The following is a 20,506-nucleotide window of genomic DNA, read 5'->3' on the forward strand; positions in this document are numbered from 1 at the left end:
CTATCCTGCATGGCTGTATAATCAACTTGAATGTACGGGTCCGGGAGAATTTTCATTCTCCCGGACCTTTTGTTTCCCGGACTGATCGTCCGGAAGCTTGCTTAAGCTGTTTTACACATGTAGATTGACGGATACAGACAACCTTTAACAGCTCATGAGTATGATATTATCCGCCAGTCAGTTACGCGCCCTGCGCCAGCGAAATGATGAGGAACTCCGCAAGGGCAATTATGCCAAGTACGGATATCCGGCCAATACCATTCAGGATCTTCTTCAGACCATTGAAGCCTTGAAGAGCGAGAAGAAGAAGTGGAAGAAGGTGGCCCAGGATAGGGGTGAACTTCTGAACAGGGTGGCGGGGTTGATGGAAGAATACAACGAATCAAAGTAACCCGCGATTATCATGTAAAGTGTGGCCGCGCTGCTGATGCAGCGCGGCTTTTTTGTGATTGATAATAAATTTATATTGTAAGTGAGTATTTATGGTGGTCAGCAGGAGAGCTGATCGTGTTATAAATTTAACTCATCCCGCCTAAAATAATACAAATTGAAGGTCAAACTGCTATACATCCGCGGTCGAATATTTTCTGTTGTCGATGAAATTTACCGCCCAATTATATTCAAGGATGTAAGCATGAAGTTTAAAAGTATAAATACCAGTCTTGCGATTCTGATCACTGCTGTTGTGTGTCTCTCTGTTGCAGCGTTCATCACTGTTGTAAGCAGTATGACCAATTCAGCTGTATTGAAGATTCAACAGCAGAACATGGAGGAGCTGAACAATAAGATCGTAAATCAGGTTGAGCAGTTTGTTGAACTGTCCCGTAACGATCTTAAGGGCTTTTCCCGAAATCAGGACTATCTCTCCGCCTTTACTTCAGAGGACGAGGCGGCGAGGGCTTCGAAGGTGCTTCGGGAGACAATAAGCAACTACACCAGTCTGACCATGCTGGCCGCTTTTGACCGGAACGGGAAGGTCATATTCGGCATGAACAGCGACGGCAGAGATCTGAAGGGGCTTGATCTCGGACAACGGGACTATGTCGCCAGAATTCTCGGCGGGGAGAGTTTTGTCATTTCGGATGTTCTGCGCTCCAAGGATAGTGGAAAGTTCATTCTGGCGATGGCCATCCCGGTCCGTAATGCCGAGGGCGAACTGCTCGGAGGATTCTTTTCCGCTCTGGACTGGCAGAAATATGCCATGCAGATGATCGGCGACATTGCTATCGGTAATGACGGCTATGCCTACATCCTTGACAGCAGGGGGCGGATGATTGCTCACAAGGTGAATCAGGATATACTATTGGAGGATTATTCAAATCGTCAGTTTGTAAAAGACAGTCTTGCTTCCAAGAAAGGCAGGACTGAATATGAATGGGACGGCAGGGCCAAGATCCAGTCTTTCCAGACTGTTCCTTCGACCGGGTGGGTGGTCTGCATGTCTGCCTACAAGTCCGACCTGACCAGCGCCGCAACAGAACAGCGCAACATCCTTATGGGCATGGGGCTGCTCATGATTCTGCTCCTTGTCGGTGCAATTGTGCTTACCATTCGCAGGCAGGTCACCGGGCCTATCGCCAATATCAGGGATTTCACCAGCCAGATAGCAGACGGAAATTTCAAGGCCGAGCTTAAAGGCAACTATGTCTGTGAACTGAAGGATCTTGCCGAAAATATTGATCACATGGTCGGCGAGATCAAGCACAAGCTCGGATTTTCAGAGGGTGTGCTCAAGGGACTGGTGCTGCCTTGCGCGATAGTTGGTCCCAATGACAACATGATCTGGGCAAACTCCCAATTGTGTCAGCTGATAGAGAGCAAGTATACTTCGTCACAGGTTGAGGGCCTCAATCCCGGTGAGTTTTTCTTTCGTGACAGGAACAGGGAAACCCTTTCCCAGCAGGCCATCAGGAGCAGGCAGCAGATTCAGCAGGAAGTGGAGTACAAAACCGTTTCCGGAAAGCTCAAGCACGTGATGGTGTCCACCACTCCTTTCTATGACATGGACGGGATCATGCTCGGCTCAGTTGCGGTCTGGGTGGATATGACCGAGATCCGTGAGCAGCAGCGCCGCATCGAAGAAAACAACATCATGATTTCCGAAGCTGCGGCAAGTGCAACGGAAGTGTCCCAGCAGGTGACGAGTTTTTCCGAAGCGCTTGCAGCACAGGTGGAGCAGTCCAGCCGCGGAGCAGAGCAGCAGTCCATGATGGCCAGCGAAGCAGCGACAGCAATGGATGAGATGAACTCAACTGTGTTTGAGGTCGCCCGTAATGCCTCCACCGCAGCGGACCTCGCCCATGCTTCGCAGGTGAAGGCCGGTGAAGGAGAGGAAATGGTCGCCCAGGCCGTTGCTACGATTGCACAGGTCAGGACCCAGTCCGAGATGATGCAGAAGGATATGGCCGAACTCGGCAAGCAGGCAGAAGGGATCGGCAACATCATGGGCGTGATCAGCGATATTGCCGACCAGACCAACCTGTTGGCGCTTAATGCCGCCATTGAGGCAGCACGTGCAGGGGACGCCGGACGCGGCTTTGCCGTTGTTGCCGATGAGGTGCGCAAACTGGCCGAGAAAACCATGACCGCCACCAGTGAAGTCGGGCAGTATATTGCTTCAATCCAGAACAGTGCCCGAACTAATATTTCCAATACAGAAAAATCCACGCAGGCGATCGGTGATGTAACCGGGCTGATCAACAGGTCCGGGCAGATTTTGAAAGAGATTGTGGAAAGCATCTCCGAGACCAGCGATCAGGTCCGCTCCATTGCTACCGCATCCGAGCAGCAGTCTGCGGCCAGTGAGGAAATCAGTCGTTCCACCGGACAGATCAACTCCATTGCAGGTGAGACCTCGCAGGCAATGAATGAGTCCGCTGAGGCTGTCGGCAGACTGTCCGGACTGGCTCAGGAGCTGAACAGGATTATTGCCCGTATGCAGGGGTAATGCGCTTTATGGCTGGGCGGCATCCTCTGCTGTCCGCGTGTATGCGCAGGTCACGAGCTGAAAAGGAAAAGGGCTGTCCCAAAACGGGCAGTCCTTTTTTTGTAATATTCCACAGTGATGGATGTTGTTATTTGCCCAATGTGGGTATAGTGTCCCGGCTTATTCTGATTTGTTTGGAGCAGGAGATGGTCAAGGGACTGGTATATTCTGTTTTGTCCGCGCTTGGCTTTGGAACACTGGCCATATTTTTCAAACTCGGGCTTGCAATGGGGCTGGAGCCTTTGGAATTAATCCAGTACCGCTTTTCCCTTGGAGCATTGATTCTATTCAGCTGGCTGTTGCTTAACAATCCACGCTTGCTGAAGGTCAGGCGGAGAGTCCTCATCAAGGCTTTGATCCTTGGAGTGTGCTTCTATCCCCTTCAATCGTGGCTTTTCATTATGGCCCTGAAGCATATTCCGGCTTCAACGACCTCCCTGATATATTATTTCTATCCGCTGATGACCACGCTGATAGCCGTTGTTCTGTTCAGGCTGAGGCCCGGACGTGCCGTGTTTGCCGCTTTGGGGCTTATTGTGGCCGGTAGCGCGCTTGTTTTTTACAACGCCTTTGCCCAGCAGCTCGACAGGTCGGGAATCCTGTATGCCCTTGCCTGCATGGTTTGTTTTTCATTTTATCTTACAGCTATTCAGATTTTTACGCGGGATGATGAAGCAAAGACCATTGTTCCGTATGTTATACTGTGTATGGCTGTCGTGTTCAGTATTCTCTCTTCCCCGCTCAAAATATTTCATCTCAATGCCCAGGGGCTGGCAATTGCAGTCGGTCTTGGAATTGTCCCTACGGCTCTTGGCATAAACCTGCTTTACCGGGCCGTGGATGCGCTAGGCAGTGCCAGAACAGCTATTTTTTCAACCATTGAACCCGTAACCACAGTGCTTCTGGCTGCCTTTGTGCTCGGAGAGCATGTCGCACCCATACAGATAGCCGGCATGGTCTTGATTCTTCTTGGGATTATTCTTCCCAACGCGCAACTGCTGAAAAGGAAATCCGAAGTCAGCAGATGCCCGGCTGGATGAATCGGCGGATTGTTCGAAATTTGGAACAGCAAAAAAGAAACCCCCGGTCGGGCACTGACCGGGGGTTTTGTTTCATCGTACTATGACCTTGTTCTTACAGGAACCACCATACTGCGGCGAGGCCTGTGAGGGACATGGTAACGGTGTAGGGGAAGGCCAGCTTGACCATTTCGCCGTAGGAGAGCCTGATGAGAGGCGCAATGGCGGAGGTCAGCAGGAACAGGAATGCAGCCTGTCCGTTAGGAGTAGCAACACTGGGGATGTTGGTCCCGGTGTTGATGGCAACTGCGAGCAGGTCGAACTGCTGCTGGCCGATAACGCCTTCCTGGAATGCTTTCATGGTCTCGGAGATGTAAACGGTTGCAACGAACACGTTGTCCGAGATCATGGAAAGCAGGCCGTTTGCCAGATAGTAAGCGGCAAGCTGTACTTTACCTTCAAGTCCGAGCACGTAGTGGATGATCGGAGCGAAGAGGTGCTGGTCGTGAATAACCGCAACAATTGCAAAGAAGACAACCAGCAGCGCAGTAAAGGGCAGGGCCTCTTCGAATGCGTGGCCGATGCGGTGTTCCTCGGTTACACCGTTGAGCGCAGTGAGCACAACGATGATGGTCAGGCCGATGAGACCTACTTCAGCAAGGTGCAGGGCAAGGGCGAGAATCAGGAAAACAGCGGCGCAGGCCTGAATGAAAAGGGCGGCTTTTTTCTTGAGGCTCATCTCCTCATCGTTTCTGCGGTCCTCTTCCTCGAGGATTTCACGCACATTCTGGGGCAGCTGGTAGCCGTAACCGAACGTTCCGGTCACTTCCAGCATGATGCAGGTGAGAAGACCTACTGCCAGGACAGGCATGGAAACCGGGGCAACGTTTACAAAGAACTCCATGAACTGCCACTGCATAACATGGCCGATGAGCAGGTTCTGGGGCTCACCGACGATGGTACATACGCCGCCGAGGGCGGTGCCGACAGCGCCGTGCATGAGCAGGTTGCGCAGGAAGCCTCTGAAGTCGCTCAGGTGGCTGACGCATTCGCCTTTAAGCAGGGAATCGTCGCCGATCGAACATTTACCTGTGGAGGCAAAGCGGTGGTAGATTCCGTAGAATCCGTAGGCAACCGCAATGATGACCGCGGTAACTGTCAGCGCATCAAGGAATGCGGACAGGAATGCCCCGGCAAAGCAGAACAGCAGGGAGATTACTATTTTTGATTTGATGCGGGTCAGGATCTTGGTGAAAGCATACTGGAGCATGTCTTTCATGAAGTAGATGCCTGCAACCATGAACATCAGCAGCAGGATGACCGGGAAGTTGTGCAGGGTTTCCTTGTACACTGTGTCCGGAGAGGTCATTCCGAGGGCTACGGCTTCCACTGCAAGCAGACCGCCAGCAGGAAGAGGGTAGCACTTGAGTGCCATGGCCAGAGTGAAGATGAATTCACCGATCAGTACCCAGCCGGTGATGAACGGTCCTGCTACTGCGAGCAGAACGGGGTTGAGCACGAGAAAACCGATAATGGTAAGTTTGTACCAGTCGGGAGAATTACCGAGTAGGTTCTTCTGTAGTGCCTGTGACATTGTTTTGGGCACGGGGTTACTCCTTTTGCCGTTTTGTTGGAGCCTGCATAAGGGAAAGCCTATGATCGCTAAACGCTAGAGATCACTGGGCTCCAACGGGTCGATTGACAGTTCCGGGTAGAGTCCTTGCAATTCTCCTTCAGGATAAGGCTGAAGGATGTTGAAGGAGATGTCCTGAGTCTGCTGGGCATGGCCTGCGGTTTCATCAGAACCGTCCCAGAAGGCACCATTGGCTTCGAGAATATGTTCGATGCGGTGCCTGAAACCATCTACAAATTTGGCTCCGATTCCTTCAAAGGTCATGTTGCCGAGGCGGAACTGGCCCTTGAGGGACGCGAAGTCAGACAGAGGAATCGAGTGCATTTCGAGATCTTCCTGTTTGCTGATATAGCCCCAAACAAGCGAGTTGTCAGGTATTTTCAAGGGCTCTTCAGCGTCGATGATGGTGTGCGGCATAATGATTGAGCCGGCACCGATCTCTATTTTGCAGTCTTCCTTGCCGTTCAAAAAGGAGTTGAAGCCTACGAAGGCCTGCTTTCCGAGGTAGCAGTATATGACCTTGCCGCCGTGAGCGGTAACGTCGTTGCCTTCGTATACGGAATTGATGATATAGCAGTTCTCCTGTGCGTTGGCACCGGGGCCGAGGTCCGAGTTCTCAATGTAGGCCCGCTGGGCTATGAGAACGTTCCTGTCGACCGTGCAGTCGCCTTTGATGACTGCATAGGGGCTTACTGAAGCTCCCTCGGGCACATTGAGCAGGAGCTCCGGTCTTACCGAAGAGTAGATAGGCACAAAGTCTTCTTTGCGGTCATTAAAGAAGTCCATGAGAATCCCTTTCGGTCTGCTGTTTTCCATGCGGATATATTTGTTTAAAATCTCTTCCGGGTATTGATAATTAAACTCGTACGCTCCATCGGCCTTTACCCATACCCGTCCTGCTCTTATGCGTTTGTGGGAGAGTTCTCCGGCCTGAACATAGGAATATGCTCCAACAGCGCAATCGTGGCAGATGGAGAGGTCCACGGAGGCGAATGGTTCCAGAAAGCAGCCCTCCACGGATGTCCCGTGGATGTTGGTATAGTGCAGTGATACGGTGTTTGAGATTTTGAATGCTTCAAGGTTCTCGGGGTCATGGGAGTTGTTGTGGACCAGAGTCTTCATAAGGAAGCTGTCCCTGATCTTGATGACTTCATCGTCCCTGAGTTTGACCTTTTGCCCCTTGCAATCGACAATACAGCCTTTTCTCTTCAGTTCGTCGCCACGGATATCACTCTTGTAGAGAACAGAGTGGTTTACCTTGCATTTTCCTAGAAAATAGGTGCCGCCGATGCTGGAATGGCGGAAGTGGAACATGAGCGGGTGGTTGTAGGTCAGTGCATAGAACGCGTAGTACAGGGCGAAGCTGTCTTCGGGCATGAGACCTTTAATATATGGCCCCACATCCACTAAGGGTTCTCGCAGGTTGATGTTGACCCGATTGACAATGTGGTCAATCAGTCTCTCCAGTTGTTTCATAAAATCCTTCTCGCTTTTTGGTTTGTTACCGGAAGTCGTAGGCGGAAACCGGTAGCGTGGTTTTTAAAAGCAGACGGCCCCGGCTACGCCTGCCGGGACCATCCAGCCCTTTGGTTAATTGTTCCTTATAACCTCATATGTCTAACCCGGCAAGACTTTCAGTACTTCAACCGGCATGCCCATGAGGGGCCAGATAAACTTTACGAAAATGGCTACAACAACCATGAGCATGATACTTGCGGGAACTCCGTACATGAAGAACTCGCCAGGGGTGAACTGCTTGGAGTCGTATGCGATTGCGTTGGGTGCAGCTCCCACCAGCAGCAGGAAGGGCATACCGGCTACTACCAGGGCTGCGAAGAGAATAACTTCGGGGGCCACGCCGAGGTACGGGGCGATAACCAGTGCTACCGGGAGCGAGATGGCAATGGCGGCCACGTTCATGATAAAGTTGGTCATGACCATGACGAAGAAGGCAATGGACATGATGAACACGAACCCGCTCGACTTCTGGAAGAGTACCAGCCAGTTGACGGCCATCCATTCGGCAGCCTTGGTTTCCCAGAGGCAGAAGCCGATGGACATGGCTCCGGCGAAGAGCAGGATGATGTTCCAGGGAATGTCTTCGAGATCATTGATATCGAGAATTTTGAAGACGAAGAAGGATATGGACGAAACCAGAATGATCGCAGTCTTGTCGATGGCCTTGAGCTCGGGGATGAAAGAGCGCAGGCTCATGATCAGGATTACGCTGCCGACCAGTATTGCAGCCATGATCTCGTCGCGGGAGAGCGGGCCCATCTGGGCGTTGAGTTCCCTTGCCTTCTCGCGCAGGCCGGGGATGACGTCCTTCTCGGGCTTGAGGAAGATCATGAAGAATCCCCAGAGCAGGAAGACGAGGGTCCAACCGATGGGAGCCATGTAGTAGGTCAGCTCGAAGAAGGAGATTTCTGTGCCCATGATCTGCTTGTAGAAGCCGATTGCAACCGCACCGCGGGCAGCGCCGAGCAGGGTGATGATGGAACCGGCGCCTGCAACAAAAGCCATGCCGATGAACAGGCCCTTACCGAACTTGGTGGGCTTGTCACCTTCCCCATACAGGGAGTAGATGGCCAGCAGCAGCGGGTAAATGGTGGCGGCAACCGCGGTATGGGCCATGATGTGGGTCAGCAGCGCGGTAACCACGAATACACCGAGGTAGATGCGGCTGGTCTTTTCGCCCACTACCATGAGCATCTTGTAGGCAAGACGCTTGGTAAGGCCGGTCTTGGTGAAGACAAGGCCGATCATGATTGATGCGAAGATAAACAGAACCGAGGGGTCCATGAAATCGTTGAAGGCCTGTTTGGGCGAACGAATCAGGAACGCAGCCTGAAGGACTCCGATGGCCAGGGAAGTGACACCGATGGGCACAACTTCAAAGACCCACCAGATGCCGGCCAGCAGGAATACCGCGATGGCTCCCTTTGCTTCCTTGGTCAGAACAAAATGTTTTCCTCCCGGGTCAATGGCATCGGGCCAGGCAGGGCAGTAGTAGACAATGACAAAGAGGGCAATGCCCAGCAGCATGAAGAACAGCCGCTTGTAGTCAAATCCGGGACGAGTTGCGGTTGCAGCACTCATATTATCGCTCCTTGAAAATTTCGGCTGTTAGATCTCGCAGGCGAGAATTGCTTCTCTCACGCTTTCAAAGATGTCGCCAAGACGCAGCACTCCGGTAACCTTGCCGTCCTTCTGAACAAGGATGGGCTGGTGGAGTCCGAAGACAAAGGCGTGCAGGGCCTTGTCGATGCTGGCATCCTCATCAATTTTTTCGCTCTTGCCGGGAGAGTGCATAAGCTCTTCAACTGTAAGCTTCGCACACTTCTGGCACAGGGTGCTGAGCGGGTCCGACCAAAGGTTGAAGTCAGCGTAAATTTTCTGGACATACTCGGTGCCGAGTACGGTCGGATGGTCCCTGTAATTCATTTTGAAGTATGAGGGCTCCATGGACTTGAAAATGTCCAGCATGGTTACCTTGCCTATGATGTCGCCGTTTTCATCCTCAACCAGCAGGTCCCGGTGTGGGTGGGCAAGGTTCTTTTCTTTGCCCTGGCAGACCAGAATCTGCATGGCTTCGTACAGAGTAGTTTCTTTTCTAACCCGGCAGTATTCCTCTGCCGGAATCATCAGATCTTTAACTTTTAAATTTTTCACGTTTCCCCCTGAGTCGGTGTCCGGAAGTTTATGCCGTATCTACTGCGCAGAGCCTTCGCAAAATCTGCGCAATGTCTTCTCCAGTGCGGCAATGTCCACCGGAACTGAAATTTCAGCACACGCGCCAAGATTCATGGCCTCGATTGACAATGCGATCTTGTTGTGCCTGTTGATGAGAACCACTTTTAAGTCAGGAATGTTTGTTGAGATCATTTCCATAAGCGTGAGTGAACTGCGACCGAATCCGGACAAACCCAGCACTACACCATCGAGCTCGTTTTCCCTGATGAACTTTTCAGCCTCGTCAAGGTTGCCGGAATCGGTGATATTGAGGCCGGCGCTTTCAAGACGCTGGGCCAGGTGTTCACGGAACTCAGGATCTTTTTCAACAATCATTATCTTCATGTGTCAGTACAGGTTGTCTTCGCCGCCAGCCGGAAATTCGGCCTTCGCAGCGAGTGCAACACAGCACCGGACGTGCCATACAAAATAAGTCCATGTATACCAGCTTATTAACTTTGCAGGAAGGAAATATGTTTCTTTTTGTTGAAACAAAATGAAATATTGTGAATTGTTTCTCAAGAAACAAAATGAAACAAATTAAAACATAAGGCGCGAGCGAGATTGTAAATAACCAAAAATAAGGGAGGTTGTGATCAGATTTTGAAGCCGGTGTAGAAGTTCATTCCGGAAACGAGTCTGCCGGACTTGTAGAAGTCGATAACTTTTCCCACCGGCCCGATAATGTCATCAAGGATGTTGATGCCTTTCCATTTGAGGTACTGGTAATGCTCATCGTCTATGCCGCCGCAGATGACGGCATCGGTTTTTTCTGAAGTTGCAAGGGCACAGAGGTCGTCGGCAGAGGCCTGCGGGAGCACTATGATGCGTTCTTCCATCTCGCGGGAAAAGCTGAGCCTGATCAGCATTACATCAGTAGCCAGATCAAAACGAGGAGCAACGTCATCATCAAGGAGTGGAATGAGCAGTTTATGGGCCATGGCTTATTCGGTGATTGAGTGTTTTCTCAGCTTGCGCCAGAAGGTTGAGCGTGACCAGCCCAGACGTTGTGCGGCCTCGCCTTTGCGTCCGCCGCATTTGATCAGGGTGTCCATGATCATCTGTTTTTCGGCATCGTCCCAGTTGGCGGCATTCCTGTACTCGATGGCAGGGGATGCTTCTATCGCTACAGCCGCGGATTCGGCAACAGGCTTAAGGATGTCCTGCTCGGTAATGTAGGCGGGCAGGTGGCTGCTGCCTATAATGTCCCGGTCGCAGAAGTTTGCGGCATACTCCACAATATTACGCAGCTCACGCACATTTCCGGGATAGCGGTATGCGGAGAGGATCTTTGCGGCTTTTTTGGTGAAGCCTTTGATCTTCTTGTTGAATTTTGTGCAGTACTCCATGAGGAAATGGTGCTTGAGGAGCAGGATGTCCTCGCCGCGTTCCCGCAGGGGCGGCAAATGCAGGTGTACGACGTTGAGTCTGAAGAGCAGGTCGGCGCGGAAGGTTTTGTCCTGAACCATCTGTTTGAGGTCACGGTGCGTGGCGACCATAACGCGGACATTGGCATTGAATCCCCGTGAACTGCCCAGCGGGTGGACGACCTTGTCATCGAGGAATGAGAGCAGTTTTACCTGAAGCGGCAGGGGCAGGTCACCAATCTCGGTCAGGAAGAAAGATCCGTTGTGTGCAAGTTTGATGCGTCCGGGCCTGTTTTCATGGGCTCCGGTAAACGCCCCTTTGACGTGGCCGAAGAGTTCAGACTCCAGCAGGGTTTCCGGCAGCGCTCCGCAGTTGACCTTGATGAAAGGCCCGCCTGCGCGGTCCGAGGCATTGTGGATGGCTTCGGCCAGCACGTCCTTACCGGTGCCGGTTTCCCCGGTGATAAGCACTGACGAATCCGTGGCGGCAATGGACGGTATCATGCTGAAGACCTTGACCATCTGCGGGCTGGTGCCGATCAGTCCTCCAAGCGAATAGGCTTTGCTGGCACTGCTGCTGAGTTCCGCTACCTGCCTGATGTCCTGAATGGTCTCCACAAAGCCGGAAATTTCATTGTTGCAGTCAAAGACAGGGGCAATGGTCAGCCTGATGGGGATCTTGGTTCTTGCGCGGTCAATAATATCGGCATCAACGGAAACAGCACCGAAATCGGCTTTGTCGGCCATGACCGGGCAGCCCTTGAAGCAGTAGTCGCAGCGCAGGCCCAGCGAACATTTCAGGCCCAGCATGGAGGCCGGATCGGCTCCGGTTATGGTCTGCCAGGTCCGGTTGACCACCTGAATGCGCCCGTCAATATCAAGCAGGGCAACGCCGATGGGGACCTCGTCGAGCAGGTCCGGAAGGAAAAAATTGTGGCCCATCAGGCCGTCGACTATGTAGGTGTGTTCGCTTTTCACAGACACTCGATAGCATGCCTTCGTGCAATGGTAAATTGAACTCAGTCGCGGTTTTGTGGAGACGATGCGAAAAAAGGTTTGAAACGGTTTTCCATTCCCAGTCACTGAAAGCAACTCCCTTTCCAAAGTCGTCATTCGGTTGTATGTTCGGCGAAAGGAACCTGCCATGAATACTTATATTTTTATTCCGCCTGTGCGTAAGCCTACCGGGGGCATTACAGTTCTATGTCAGATCGCGTCCATTCTTGAGCGCAACGGGCATACGGCAAGGCTGGTCATGCGTGAATCAGGCGGCTGGATGCCGCAGATAGCCGAGGGTTATCCCGAGCCTGTGCACTGGGATCAGGTCAGACTTACCCCGGATGACCTCTGGCTGGTGCCTGAAGGCTGGGTGAACAGCCTTGCGCCGGGCCTTAATGCCGGGGCAAGATGTCTTGTCTACTGTCAGAACTGGGCCTACCTGTTTTCTTCCCTTCCCGAAGGTGTGCAGTGGCGCAACCTTCCGGTTTCGTTTCTGGCGGTTTCCCATCCGGTTGAGTGGTTCATGCAACAGACCGTCGGGCAGCAGTCCCCGATCCTGCGGCCAGGAATTGATACAAACCTGTTCCATGCTCCTGAAAGCAAGCCTTCCGGAAAGATCCGTATCGGCTTTATGCCGCGCAAGAACAAGGCTCTGGTCAGCCAGATAAGGGCCATTTTCGAGGCCCGCAATCCGGGGGCAGATGTCCGCTGGATAGAGATCTCCGGGATGGATGCGCAGGGTGTGGCCGAGACACTGCGTGCCTGCCATATTTTTCTTGTTTCCGGCTTTCCTGAAGGATGCCCGCTCCCGCCCCTTGAAGCCCTTGCCTCGGGTTGTATCCCGGTGGGTTTTTCCGGTTTCGGCGGCTGGGATTACATGCGTCAGCTTGAAGGGGCCGTATTCAAACCATGGTGGCCGCTGCGGGATGTCCCGTGGTCCGGCAACGGTTTTTGGTCTGCGGATGCCGATGTGCTGGACGCAGCACTGAACCTCGAAAAGGGCATAGGTCTCTGGCGTGAGGGAGGTCCGGACCTTGACAGCGCACTTGATGCCGGGCAACAAACCATCCGGTCCTACACCACCGAAATCCAGACGCAGACGGTGCTGGATATCTGGAATAAGTTGTAACTTTTTCTATTGATTGTCTGAATCTCAGATACGGCCTTTCCAACTACCCCAACCCCTGCAATGTATCTTGGAGGCTGGTAGCAGGGAAAGATCATTTCTTGAGATTGACGGTGGTGCGAAATACAACACGAATCAAATTTTAAAACTCCGCGCTTAAGCCGGAGGCGGTATCATAATGGCGAAAAAGAAGAATAAGGAAAGAACCCTGCCCCAGAGTGTGGGCATAAATATTCCGGGCGTGGAGACTCATGTCCACCTTGATATTGAGGAATTTCAGGATGACCTGCCGGAGGTAATGGCCCGGGCCGGAGAGTGCGGGATCGGCCGGATAGGCAACGTTTTTCTCGGGCCGCAGGCATATGAGCAGAACAAGGGTCTTTTTGATGATTACCCGGAGGTCTTTTTCCTGCTCGGAGTGCATCCCAATGACTCCGACGGGTTTGTTGACGCCGATATAGATGCCATGCGCACCGCCTTCAAGAACGACTCCCGCCTGAAGGCCATAGGCGAGGTCGGGCTAGATTTCTATTGGGATCGCGTGCCTTATGATGTGCAGGAAGAGGTCTTTCGCAAACAGCTCGCGCTGGCCGAGGAACTCGGTCTTCCGGTGGTCATCCACAGCAGGGATTCCCATGAACGTACTATGGAAGTGCTGGAGGATGCCGGCTGGTCCGGCAGGCCGCTGCTCTGGCATTGCTTTGGCGGAGACGCGCAGACCGCGCAGAAGATAATCGACCACGGGTGGTATATTTCAATTCCCGGTCCTGTTACATACAAGAAGAACGAGGAAGCGCAGGAAGCGGTAAAAGTCATTCCGCTGGACAGGCTGGTGCTTGAAACCGACTGCCCGTACCTGACCCCGGAACCGTGGCGCGGCAAACGCAATGAACCGGCATTCGTGGTCTTTACCGCCGCCAAGGTGGCGGAGCTCAAGGGTATGGATGTCAACGAACTCTGGAAAGCCTGCGCGGATAACGCATACCGTTTCTTCGGGCTGTAGGCTTTTTTGGGGAAACGCTTATTACCTTAGCTCCGCATAAGAATGCCGTCGAAGGCAACTGAAGATGATAGAAAGCAGAACCGTCAGAATGATGGGCGTGCGCATGCATGCCTGGACCATGTCCGAGACCGTGGACGAGATTTTCAGCCGTCTCAGGTTCGGCCTGTTCACCCAGCATGTGGTGGTCAATGTTGCCAAGCTGGTCAACATGGGCCGGGATGCGACTTTGCGGGAATCGGTGGAGAGCTGCGACATCATCAACATAGACGGCATGGGCGTGGTCTGGGGGGCGAAGTTCCTTGGGCTGGACGTGCCGGAAAGGGTCGCCGGGTTTGACCTGTTCCATGAACTGCTGAAAAGGGCGGCGCAGGACGGAGAATCCGTGTTCCTGCTCGGCGCCCGGGCTGACATTGTGGAACAGGCTGCCGTTAATCTTAAAGCGAAATTCTCTGCCCTTGAAATTACGGGCTATCACCACGGCTATTTCTGGGATGATGAGGAAACGTTGGTCAAAGAGATTGCCGATTCCGGGGCGAAGATGCTTTTTGTGGCGATTTCCACCCCGAAGAAGGAAAATTTCATCAACCGCTGGAAGGATCAGCTCGGTGTTAAGTTTGTCATGGGCGTAGGCGGAACCTTCGACATTGTTGCCGGGAAATCAAAGCGCGCACCGCTGTTCATGCAGAAATGCGGGCTGGAATGGTTTTATCGCCTGATGCAGGAACCGGGGCGCATGTGGAAACGCTATCTTGTCACCAATACACTTTTTGCCATGAAATTGATGCGGGCCAGGCTGCTTGGCTGATCAGCGCAATCCCAGAGCCTCGTAAATCGCCTTCATATCCACATTCTGCCGCACCACGTCGGCCAGCCTGTCCAGAGCTTCTTCCATGCCGAAGGTTGTCTGAATCTTCTCCAGTTTCGGCAATCCCTTTCTTGCCCTCAGTGAATCAATGAACCAGCGGCGGAATCCGTCTGAATCGAATATGCCGTGCAGGTATGTTCCCCAGATCATTCCCGACTTGGTGCCGAAGCCCAGAGCCTTGGATACCGGAACACTGCCGGTGATGCCTTGCGGAACTATGGCCGCCCGTACTGTCGGCAGCAGCGGTTCTGTCTTTCCGTGATGGATTTCATAGCCGCTGACCTCCATTTTGCTCTGCGAATGCACCCCGTTTGTGCGGGTCAGGGTTTTTTCCGGGGCGAGGGTGGTTTTGAGCGGCAGCAGGGCCAGTCCTTCGGCTGTTCCGCCGGATTCGATTTCGTCCGGGTCGCCGATGAACTGCCCGAGCATCTGGAAGCCCCCGCATATGCCCACGATGACCGATTTGTCGCGCAGTTCCCTGACCGCCTCGGCCAGACCGGTTTCCTTGAGATGCTCAAGGTCGGATATGGTGGACTTGCTTCCGGGCAGGATGATCGCGTCAGGAGTGCCCAGATCCTCGGGCCGGTCTACTATGCGCAGGTTGACGTCCGGTTCGCTCCTGAGTGCGTCGAGGTCGGTGAAATTCGATATGCGCGGCAGGTCTACGCAAACGATGTCCACGCAGTCACTGCGCTTGCTCCTGCTGCCGGATTTGCTCAGGTCATCCTTGAAGGAGACTGAATCCTCATCCGGCAGCCCCAGACTGGCAATGTAGGGGATGGTTCCCAGCACGGGCTTGCCGGTATGGCTTAGGGTGAATTCCAGTGCCGGGGTCAGCAGCGAGGCATCGCCACGGAACTTGTTGAGCAGGAATCCGCAGACCAGATCGCGTTCCTTCTGCTCCAGCAGGTCCATGGTCCCGGCCAGCGAGGCAAAGACCCCGCCGCGATCGATGTCGCCGGTGATCAGCACCTTGGCCTGAGCGTAGCCGGCCATGGCCATGTTGACTATGTCGTGCTGCTTCAGGTTGATCTCCGCCGGGCTGCCGGCTCCTTCAATGACCATGACATCGCTGTCCTCGCTCAGGGAATCGTAGGCGTTCTTTACCGCTTCAAAGGCCGTGGGCTTGTACTCCACATATTTCTGCACCTTCATGTTGCCCACCGGCCTGCCCATGACAATGACCTGTGATCCCACATCGGTGGAGGGCTTGAGCAGCACCGGGTTCATGCGCACATCCGGTGACATCTTGCAGGCCGCCGCCTGTGTGACCTGTGCCCGGCCCATCTCCAGCCCGTCGTCGGTGACATAGGAGTTCAGCGACATGTTCTGGGCCTTGAAGGGGGCCACCTTGAATCCGTCCTGCAGGAATATGCGGCAGAAGGCCGCGGCCAGAATGGATTTGCCCGCATTGGAGCATGTTCCCTGAATCATGAGTGCAGGTGTCTTTTTGGGCTGATCAGGCTCGGTTTCCATGCCGCTGAAGGAGCGCAGCCCGTTGATGAGGGCCCGGTTCTCTTCCTCGGTACGTACTGCCACGCGGAAATAGGTGGAATCCAGCCCGTCGAAGTTGTCGCAGTGGCGTACTGCCACCCTGTTTTTCAGCAGGTGGGCGATCAGACCGCTTGCATCCATGCCCACACGCTGCACCTGACAGAGCAGGAAATTGGCCTGCGAGGGCAGTGCGCGAAGTCCCGGAATCTGGCCGAGATCCTTTACCAGCTGTTCGCGCAGCCGGATGGTGGTCTCAATGCTTCTGCGTTCATACTCTTCATCACGAATGCAGCGCAGCCCGACCTTCTGGGCCAGAATGTTTACCGACCAGCAGGGCAGCACATTCCTTATTTCCATGATGATGTCAGGCGAAGCAAAGGCCAGACCCAGACGCAGGCCGGGAATGGCGTAGAATTTGGTCAGCGAAAGAATGGTGATGACGTTGGACGGGCGTTTGCCGGTCAGCCGTTCCAGTCCGGGAACGAAGTCGGCGAAGGATTCGTCCACTATGAACCGGGAATCCGGGTGGCGGCGGGCCAGTACCTTGAGTTCCGCCGGGTCAAAGGCTGTCCCGGTAGGGTTGTTGGGCTGGGCCAGAAAGACAAGGGCCGGGGAGACTTCCAGAAACGACGAAAGGGTATCGAAATCCGGGGCGAAGTTCTTCTGCGGATCAAGGGGGATCTGTTCGGTTTTCAGTCCGGCCAGTTTGCAGGACCGTTCATAATCCACATAGCAGGGCACAGGGATGACCGCCCTTTTGAAGCCCCCGATGCGGGCAATGGCGGCGATGAGTTCAGATGCCCCGTTTCCGGCCACACATTCCGTAGGCCAGACCGAATATTTCTCGCAGGCGGCCAGTGTCAGTTCCGAACATTCCGGGTCCGGGTAACGGTCCACTTCAGCAAGGGCGCGTACAACCTCCTGCTGCAGCCATGCCGGAGGGCCGAGCGGGTTGATGTTGGCGGAAAAATCGACAATCTCGGAGGAAGGGCATCCGGCCCGTTCGGCCAGCCTGCGCAGGTTGCCGCCGTGGGCGTATTTGGTGTCTTTGTCCGCTATTTCGGTCAGTTGGTCTTTCAGGGACTGCTCTTGGAATGACTTCATCCGCTTTCTCCATGAAGTGTAGAAAATTCGTATACAAATTCTATAGCGGGAAACAGGATTTGATTCAAACCCGGTGTGCGTATATTACCGGACAAGGCAACTTTGTGCTATCGCGGAGAACGCTCAGTATATTAGTGTGTCTGCTCCGGCAACCTGATAAGCAACATAAACTTCTAATAAAAAGGATAAAATATGAAATTCGATGCCATTAATTTCAAGGATAAGCTTGCCAAGTTCAGCGAACACTGGTCGCCGCGCGTCATAGCGGAAATGAACGATTATCAGTTCAAACTTGCCAAGTTGCAGGGCGAGTTTGTCTGGCACGACCATAAGGATACCGACGAAACATTCATAGTGCTTGAAGGGCAGTTGGCTATTGAATTCGAAGACGGCAGGGTGGAGCTTTCCGCTGGCGAAATGTTCGTAGTGCCCAGAGGGTTAAGCCACAGGCCCGTCGCAAAGGAAGAATGCAAGGTCATGCTCATTGAGCCGCGCGGGGTGGTGAATACCGGCGAAAGCGGCGGGGAGATGACTGCGGAGAATGATGTGTGGGTTTAATCCCCACACATCTCCCGAGCCGCCACGACCCGTGGATTCTGCCCCGGCAGCAGCAGGGTGTATATGTTCATGGCCTTGCGGCAGAATTCAGCGGCTTCGGCTTCCTGCCCCTGTTCCTTGTGCCAGCGGGCTACTTTGAGATAGGTGTCGGCGGTGGGGGTGGACTGCTCGCCGTAGACCTCAATTACGGTGGCGAGGGCGGTTTTGTAGAGCGGCAGGGCTTCGGCGTATTTTCCTGAATGCACGTAGACGTCGGCCAGTCCGGTCTGGCAGTTGCGGATGGTGTTTTTTGTGCATTCGTCGCAGTCTACGGCCATGCTCAGGGCTTCCTTGTACAGCCCTTCGGCGTTGTGGTAATCCTTTATTTTCAGTGCCATGTTCGCTGCCTCGGCAATATGGGCTATGCCGGCCTTGCCGGTTTCAATGCTCCTGATGAACGCATCCATGGCTGCTTCGTAATCAAGGTCCGCCCTTGCCAGCAGGGCCAGATGGAACCATGCGTCGGCCTCCCTTCTGGCATAGGCTTCCTTTCGTATGCCGGACTCGGTGGCGATCCGCGCCCAGATTGCCCTGGCCTCCTCGGTCTTGCCTGACACCAGCATGGATTCAGCGGATTCGATTTCCGTTTCGGAAACCCAGCCTCGCAGCACTTCCAGCTCCCCGGCCAGTCCGGTCATGCCGTTAACGGCCTTTTCGTAGCCGGATTCAATGAAATTAAGCCGCTGTTCAGCCTCCTTGAGTGCGGCGGTAATCTTCAGCCGTTCAGGTGAATAGCTTTCGGAGATGGACGTGAGTTCCATCTTCAGCTCGTTGATGCGCCTTTTGAGATCCTGCTCGTATTTCTCAAGCGTGAATTTGGCTTCGGCAGAGGTGGGAATGCGGTATCTGCGGGTGGAAATAAAGGTAATGAGCAGGGCTATGGCTACAAGCGCAACACCTGCGATGATCATCTTGGTTTCCGGGGTAATGGTATCGAACCACTTTTCAGGCGAATCGGTCCCGGCGGCCACTGCGGGGATATTCAGCATGACCAGGCAGGCGGCTATGATCGGCAGTGCAAAAAGGTAGATGGCTGCAGCTCTGTTTTTCAACATGTCCTTCCCTCCGGTTATCTTCGGTACATGAACTGACTACAGCTTATAATATAAACAGAATAATGTGATGGGCGTCAACAAATACCGGACCTGTGTCAGGACCGTTGGAATGCTGCCGGAGCCTTCCCCTGCGGTTGGAAATATGGTGAGCGGTTATCCGTCAAGGCATACAGTGCGGTTGCGCCCGGCTTCTTTGGCCCGGTAGAGCCTTTTATCGGCCTTTTTGAGCAGCGCATCCGCACAGATGTTTTCGCACTCTTCGATTGAGGCGATTCCGGAGCTCATGGTTATCCTGATATCACCTTCCGGTGCATGGATGATTTTCTGCTGACAGGCTGAGCGGATTCTTTCGGCAACGATTTTGGCTTCCTTTTTGTCGGAACCGGGCATGAGCACGACAAATTCCTCGCCGCCGTAGCGGCAGGGCAGGTCTACACCCTTGCGGCTGTTATCGTTCAGCAGTTCTCCTACCGCGCGCAGCACTGCGTCCCCGGTGGCATGGCCGTACATGTCATTGACATCCTTGAAGTGGTCCACGTCCAGCATGATGACCGAGAGCGGCCCGCCTCTCCGTTTGACCCGCTGCACTTCTTCGCGCAGCCTGATGAACAGGTAGCGGCGCAGGTACAGCCCGGTCAGACTGTCTTCGATGGTCTGGCGGAAGAGATTCGAGTTCTCGAATGAAATGGCAGCTACGGTTGATATGATCCCCAACTGGAAAATTTCCGAAAGTTCCCACTGCCGTTCCTTTTCCCGGTAGAGGGTGACAAAGCCGCGAATGCGGTCGCGGGAACCGACTAGCGGTACGCACAGGCAGGTTTTGTCCGTGTCGCAGCTCTCGGCTGGCAGCGGGTAGATTGAGTCGTCGCAGACCGGGCGTACCACCGGTTTCAGGGACTGGGCCGCTTCCAGCATGGCATTGGTCAACGGTATTTCCTCGTTGATAATGAACCTGCGCTGCTGCAGGGAAGCCCCTACACCGCGGAGCTGCTTGTATTCGTCATACATCATGAGTGTGGCATCCCTGCAGGCTCCGAGATCGCAGAAGGCTTCAATGGTGCGGTCAATGAGCACATCGCGGTCCACCTCCATGGCGAGGAGGCGGGTGGCGAAGTTTACGGTTAACAGGGTAGCGTCAAAATCGAATCTGTCTATGGTCATGATATATCTTGTTTTTGATGGAATGTTTCCAAGTATGCAGCTCCGGACAATGTTATGTCCGGATAGTTTTTCTGTCCACGAAAAACGACCTGTCTTTCGGTCGAAAAAAAGGGCGAAGCTGAGTCTGTTCAGCTTCGCCTTGATACATTTCAAAAGCGCGGTCCAAAGAGCTAGTGTGATGTTGATCCCTAAAATCGCGTGGTCGTCTTAATCCATTTTCCCTGACATGGTATTGCCTCAACTAAGCAAAACATGACTCCCAAGCGGCAGTTTTATAAGTTGTTATGAAACCTGATAGGGATTCCAAAGGGTCGCGGACCCTTTGGCCGCCGGAGGCGAAATCAAACTGTCAAAAGCGCAAAGCG

The 20,506-nt window shown here is 53.6% G+C and carries 17 protein-coding genes; 7 read left to right on the forward strand and 10 right to left on the reverse strand.

Translation table 11 applies throughout. The features are described 5' to 3' along the window. Positions 1 to 160: 160 nt before the first annotated feature. The 3 genes from N7E73_RS10240 (at position 161) to N7E73_RS10250 (ending at position 4,026) form a co-directional block, all read left to right on the forward strand. Positions 161 to 391 carry a hypothetical protein gene (locus N7E73_RS10240; RefSeq protein ID WP_432738858.1) on the forward strand — a complete coding sequence of 77 codons (231 nt, stop codon included), beginning with the start codon at positions 161 to 163 and terminating at the stop codon, positions 389 to 391. Positions 392 to 634: 243 nt separating this feature from the next. Then, a complete protein-coding gene (locus N7E73_RS10245; RefSeq protein ID WP_432734590.1) occupies positions 635 to 2,947 on the forward strand; it encodes a methyl-accepting chemotaxis protein in 2,313 nt (770 codons plus the stop codon). Positions 2,948 to 3,132: 185 nt separating this feature from the next. Then, positions 3,133 to 4,026, forward strand: coding sequence for a DMT family transporter (locus tag N7E73_RS10250; RefSeq protein ID WP_432734591.1), 894 nt, complete (start codon positions 3,133 to 3,135; stop codon positions 4,024 to 4,026). 94 nt (positions 4,027 to 4,120) lie between these two features. Here N7E73_RS10250 and nhaB read toward each other — a convergent pair whose 3' ends face one another. The 7 genes from nhaB to N7E73_RS10285 all read right to left on the reverse strand — a co-directional run bounded on the left by nhaB (position 4,121) and on the right by N7E73_RS10285 (position 11,679). Beyond that, a complete protein-coding gene (gene nhaB / locus N7E73_RS10255; protein WP_432734592.1) occupies positions 4,121 to 5,611 on the reverse strand; it encodes a sodium/proton antiporter NhaB in 1,491 nt (496 codons plus the stop codon). Positions 5,612 to 5,674: 63 nt separating this feature from the next. Then, entirely contained in the window at positions 5,675 to 7,114 is a 1,440-nt protein-coding gene (locus N7E73_RS10260) for a transferase (protein ID WP_432734593.1), read from the reverse strand. 141 nt (positions 7,115 to 7,255) lie between these two features. After that, positions 7,256 to 8,737, reverse strand: coding sequence for an SLC13 family permease (locus N7E73_RS10265; protein ID WP_432734594.1), 1,482 nt, complete (start codon positions 8,735 to 8,737; stop codon positions 7,256 to 7,258). 27 nt (positions 8,738 to 8,764) lie between these two features. Further along, a complete protein-coding gene (locus tag N7E73_RS10270; protein ID WP_432734595.1) occupies positions 8,765 to 9,310 on the reverse strand; it encodes a CBS domain-containing protein in 546 nt (181 codons plus the stop codon). A gap of 39 nt (positions 9,311 to 9,349) precedes the next feature. Then, entirely contained in the window at positions 9,350 to 9,715 is a 366-nt protein-coding gene (locus N7E73_RS10275) for a response regulator (protein WP_432734596.1), read from the reverse strand. Between the two features lie 251 nt (positions 9,716 to 9,966). Continuing rightward, positions 9,967 to 10,311 (reverse strand): dinitrogenase iron-molybdenum cofactor biosynthesis protein, encoded by a 345-nt coding sequence (locus N7E73_RS10280; RefSeq protein ID WP_432734597.1) that lies wholly within the window; start codon positions 10,309 to 10,311, stop codon positions 9,967 to 9,969. 3 nt (positions 10,312 to 10,314) lie between these two features. Further along, a complete protein-coding gene (locus N7E73_RS10285; protein ID WP_432738859.1) occupies positions 10,315 to 11,679 on the reverse strand; it encodes a sigma-54 interaction domain-containing protein in 1,365 nt (454 codons plus the stop codon). A 202-nt stretch (positions 11,680 to 11,881) separates the two neighbouring features. On the opposite strand from N7E73_RS10285, the gene N7E73_RS10290 reads away from it, so the two are divergent. The 3 genes from N7E73_RS10290 (at position 11,882) to N7E73_RS10300 (ending at position 14,670) form a co-directional block, all read left to right on the forward strand. Beyond that, a complete protein-coding gene (locus N7E73_RS10290; RefSeq protein WP_432734598.1) occupies positions 11,882 to 12,865 on the forward strand; it encodes a glycosyltransferase family 1 protein in 984 nt (327 codons plus the stop codon). Between the two features lie 175 nt (positions 12,866 to 13,040). Beyond that, entirely contained in the window at positions 13,041 to 13,865 is an 825-nt protein-coding gene (locus N7E73_RS10295; RefSeq protein ID WP_432734599.1) for a TatD family hydrolase, read from the forward strand. A gap of 64 nt (positions 13,866 to 13,929) precedes the next feature. Continuing rightward, on the forward strand, positions 13,930 to 14,670 hold the full coding sequence (locus tag N7E73_RS10300) for a WecB/TagA/CpsF family glycosyltransferase (protein ID WP_432734600.1): 741 nt from the start codon (positions 13,930 to 13,932) through the stop codon (positions 14,668 to 14,670). Here N7E73_RS10300 and N7E73_RS10305 read toward each other — a convergent pair whose 3' ends face one another. After that, the gene (locus N7E73_RS10305; RefSeq protein WP_432734601.1) at positions 14,671 to 17,328 is read right to left on the reverse strand and encodes a cobyric acid synthase; all 2,658 of its coding nucleotides are present in this window, start codon (positions 17,326 to 17,328) and stop codon (positions 14,671 to 14,673) included. 192 nt (positions 17,329 to 17,520) lie between these two features. Here N7E73_RS10305 and N7E73_RS10310 point away from each other — a divergent pair, with 192 nt between their 5' ends. Beyond that, the gene (locus N7E73_RS10310) at positions 17,521 to 17,886 is read left to right on the forward strand and encodes a cupin domain-containing protein (RefSeq protein WP_432734602.1); all 366 of its coding nucleotides are present in this window, start codon (positions 17,521 to 17,523) and stop codon (positions 17,884 to 17,886) included. Here the strand turns inward: N7E73_RS10310 and N7E73_RS10315 are convergent. Then, positions 17,883 to 18,980 carry a tetratricopeptide repeat protein gene (locus tag N7E73_RS10315; protein WP_432734603.1) on the reverse strand — a complete coding sequence of 366 codons (1,098 nt, stop codon included), beginning with the start codon at positions 18,978 to 18,980 and terminating at the stop codon, positions 17,883 to 17,885. The genes N7E73_RS10310 and N7E73_RS10315 overlap by 4 nt on opposite strands. 153 nt (positions 18,981 to 19,133) lie before the next feature. After that, positions 19,134 to 20,141, reverse strand: a complete 1,008-nt coding sequence (locus N7E73_RS10320; protein WP_432734605.1) for a diguanylate cyclase — start codon at positions 20,139 to 20,141, stop codon at positions 19,134 to 19,136. Positions 20,142 to 20,506 lie beyond the last annotated feature (365 nt).

Source organism: Maridesulfovibrio sp. FT414 (genome assembly GCF_050916235.1).
Classification (GTDB): domain Bacteria; phylum Desulfobacterota; class Desulfovibrionia; order Desulfovibrionales; family Desulfovibrionaceae; genus Maridesulfovibrio.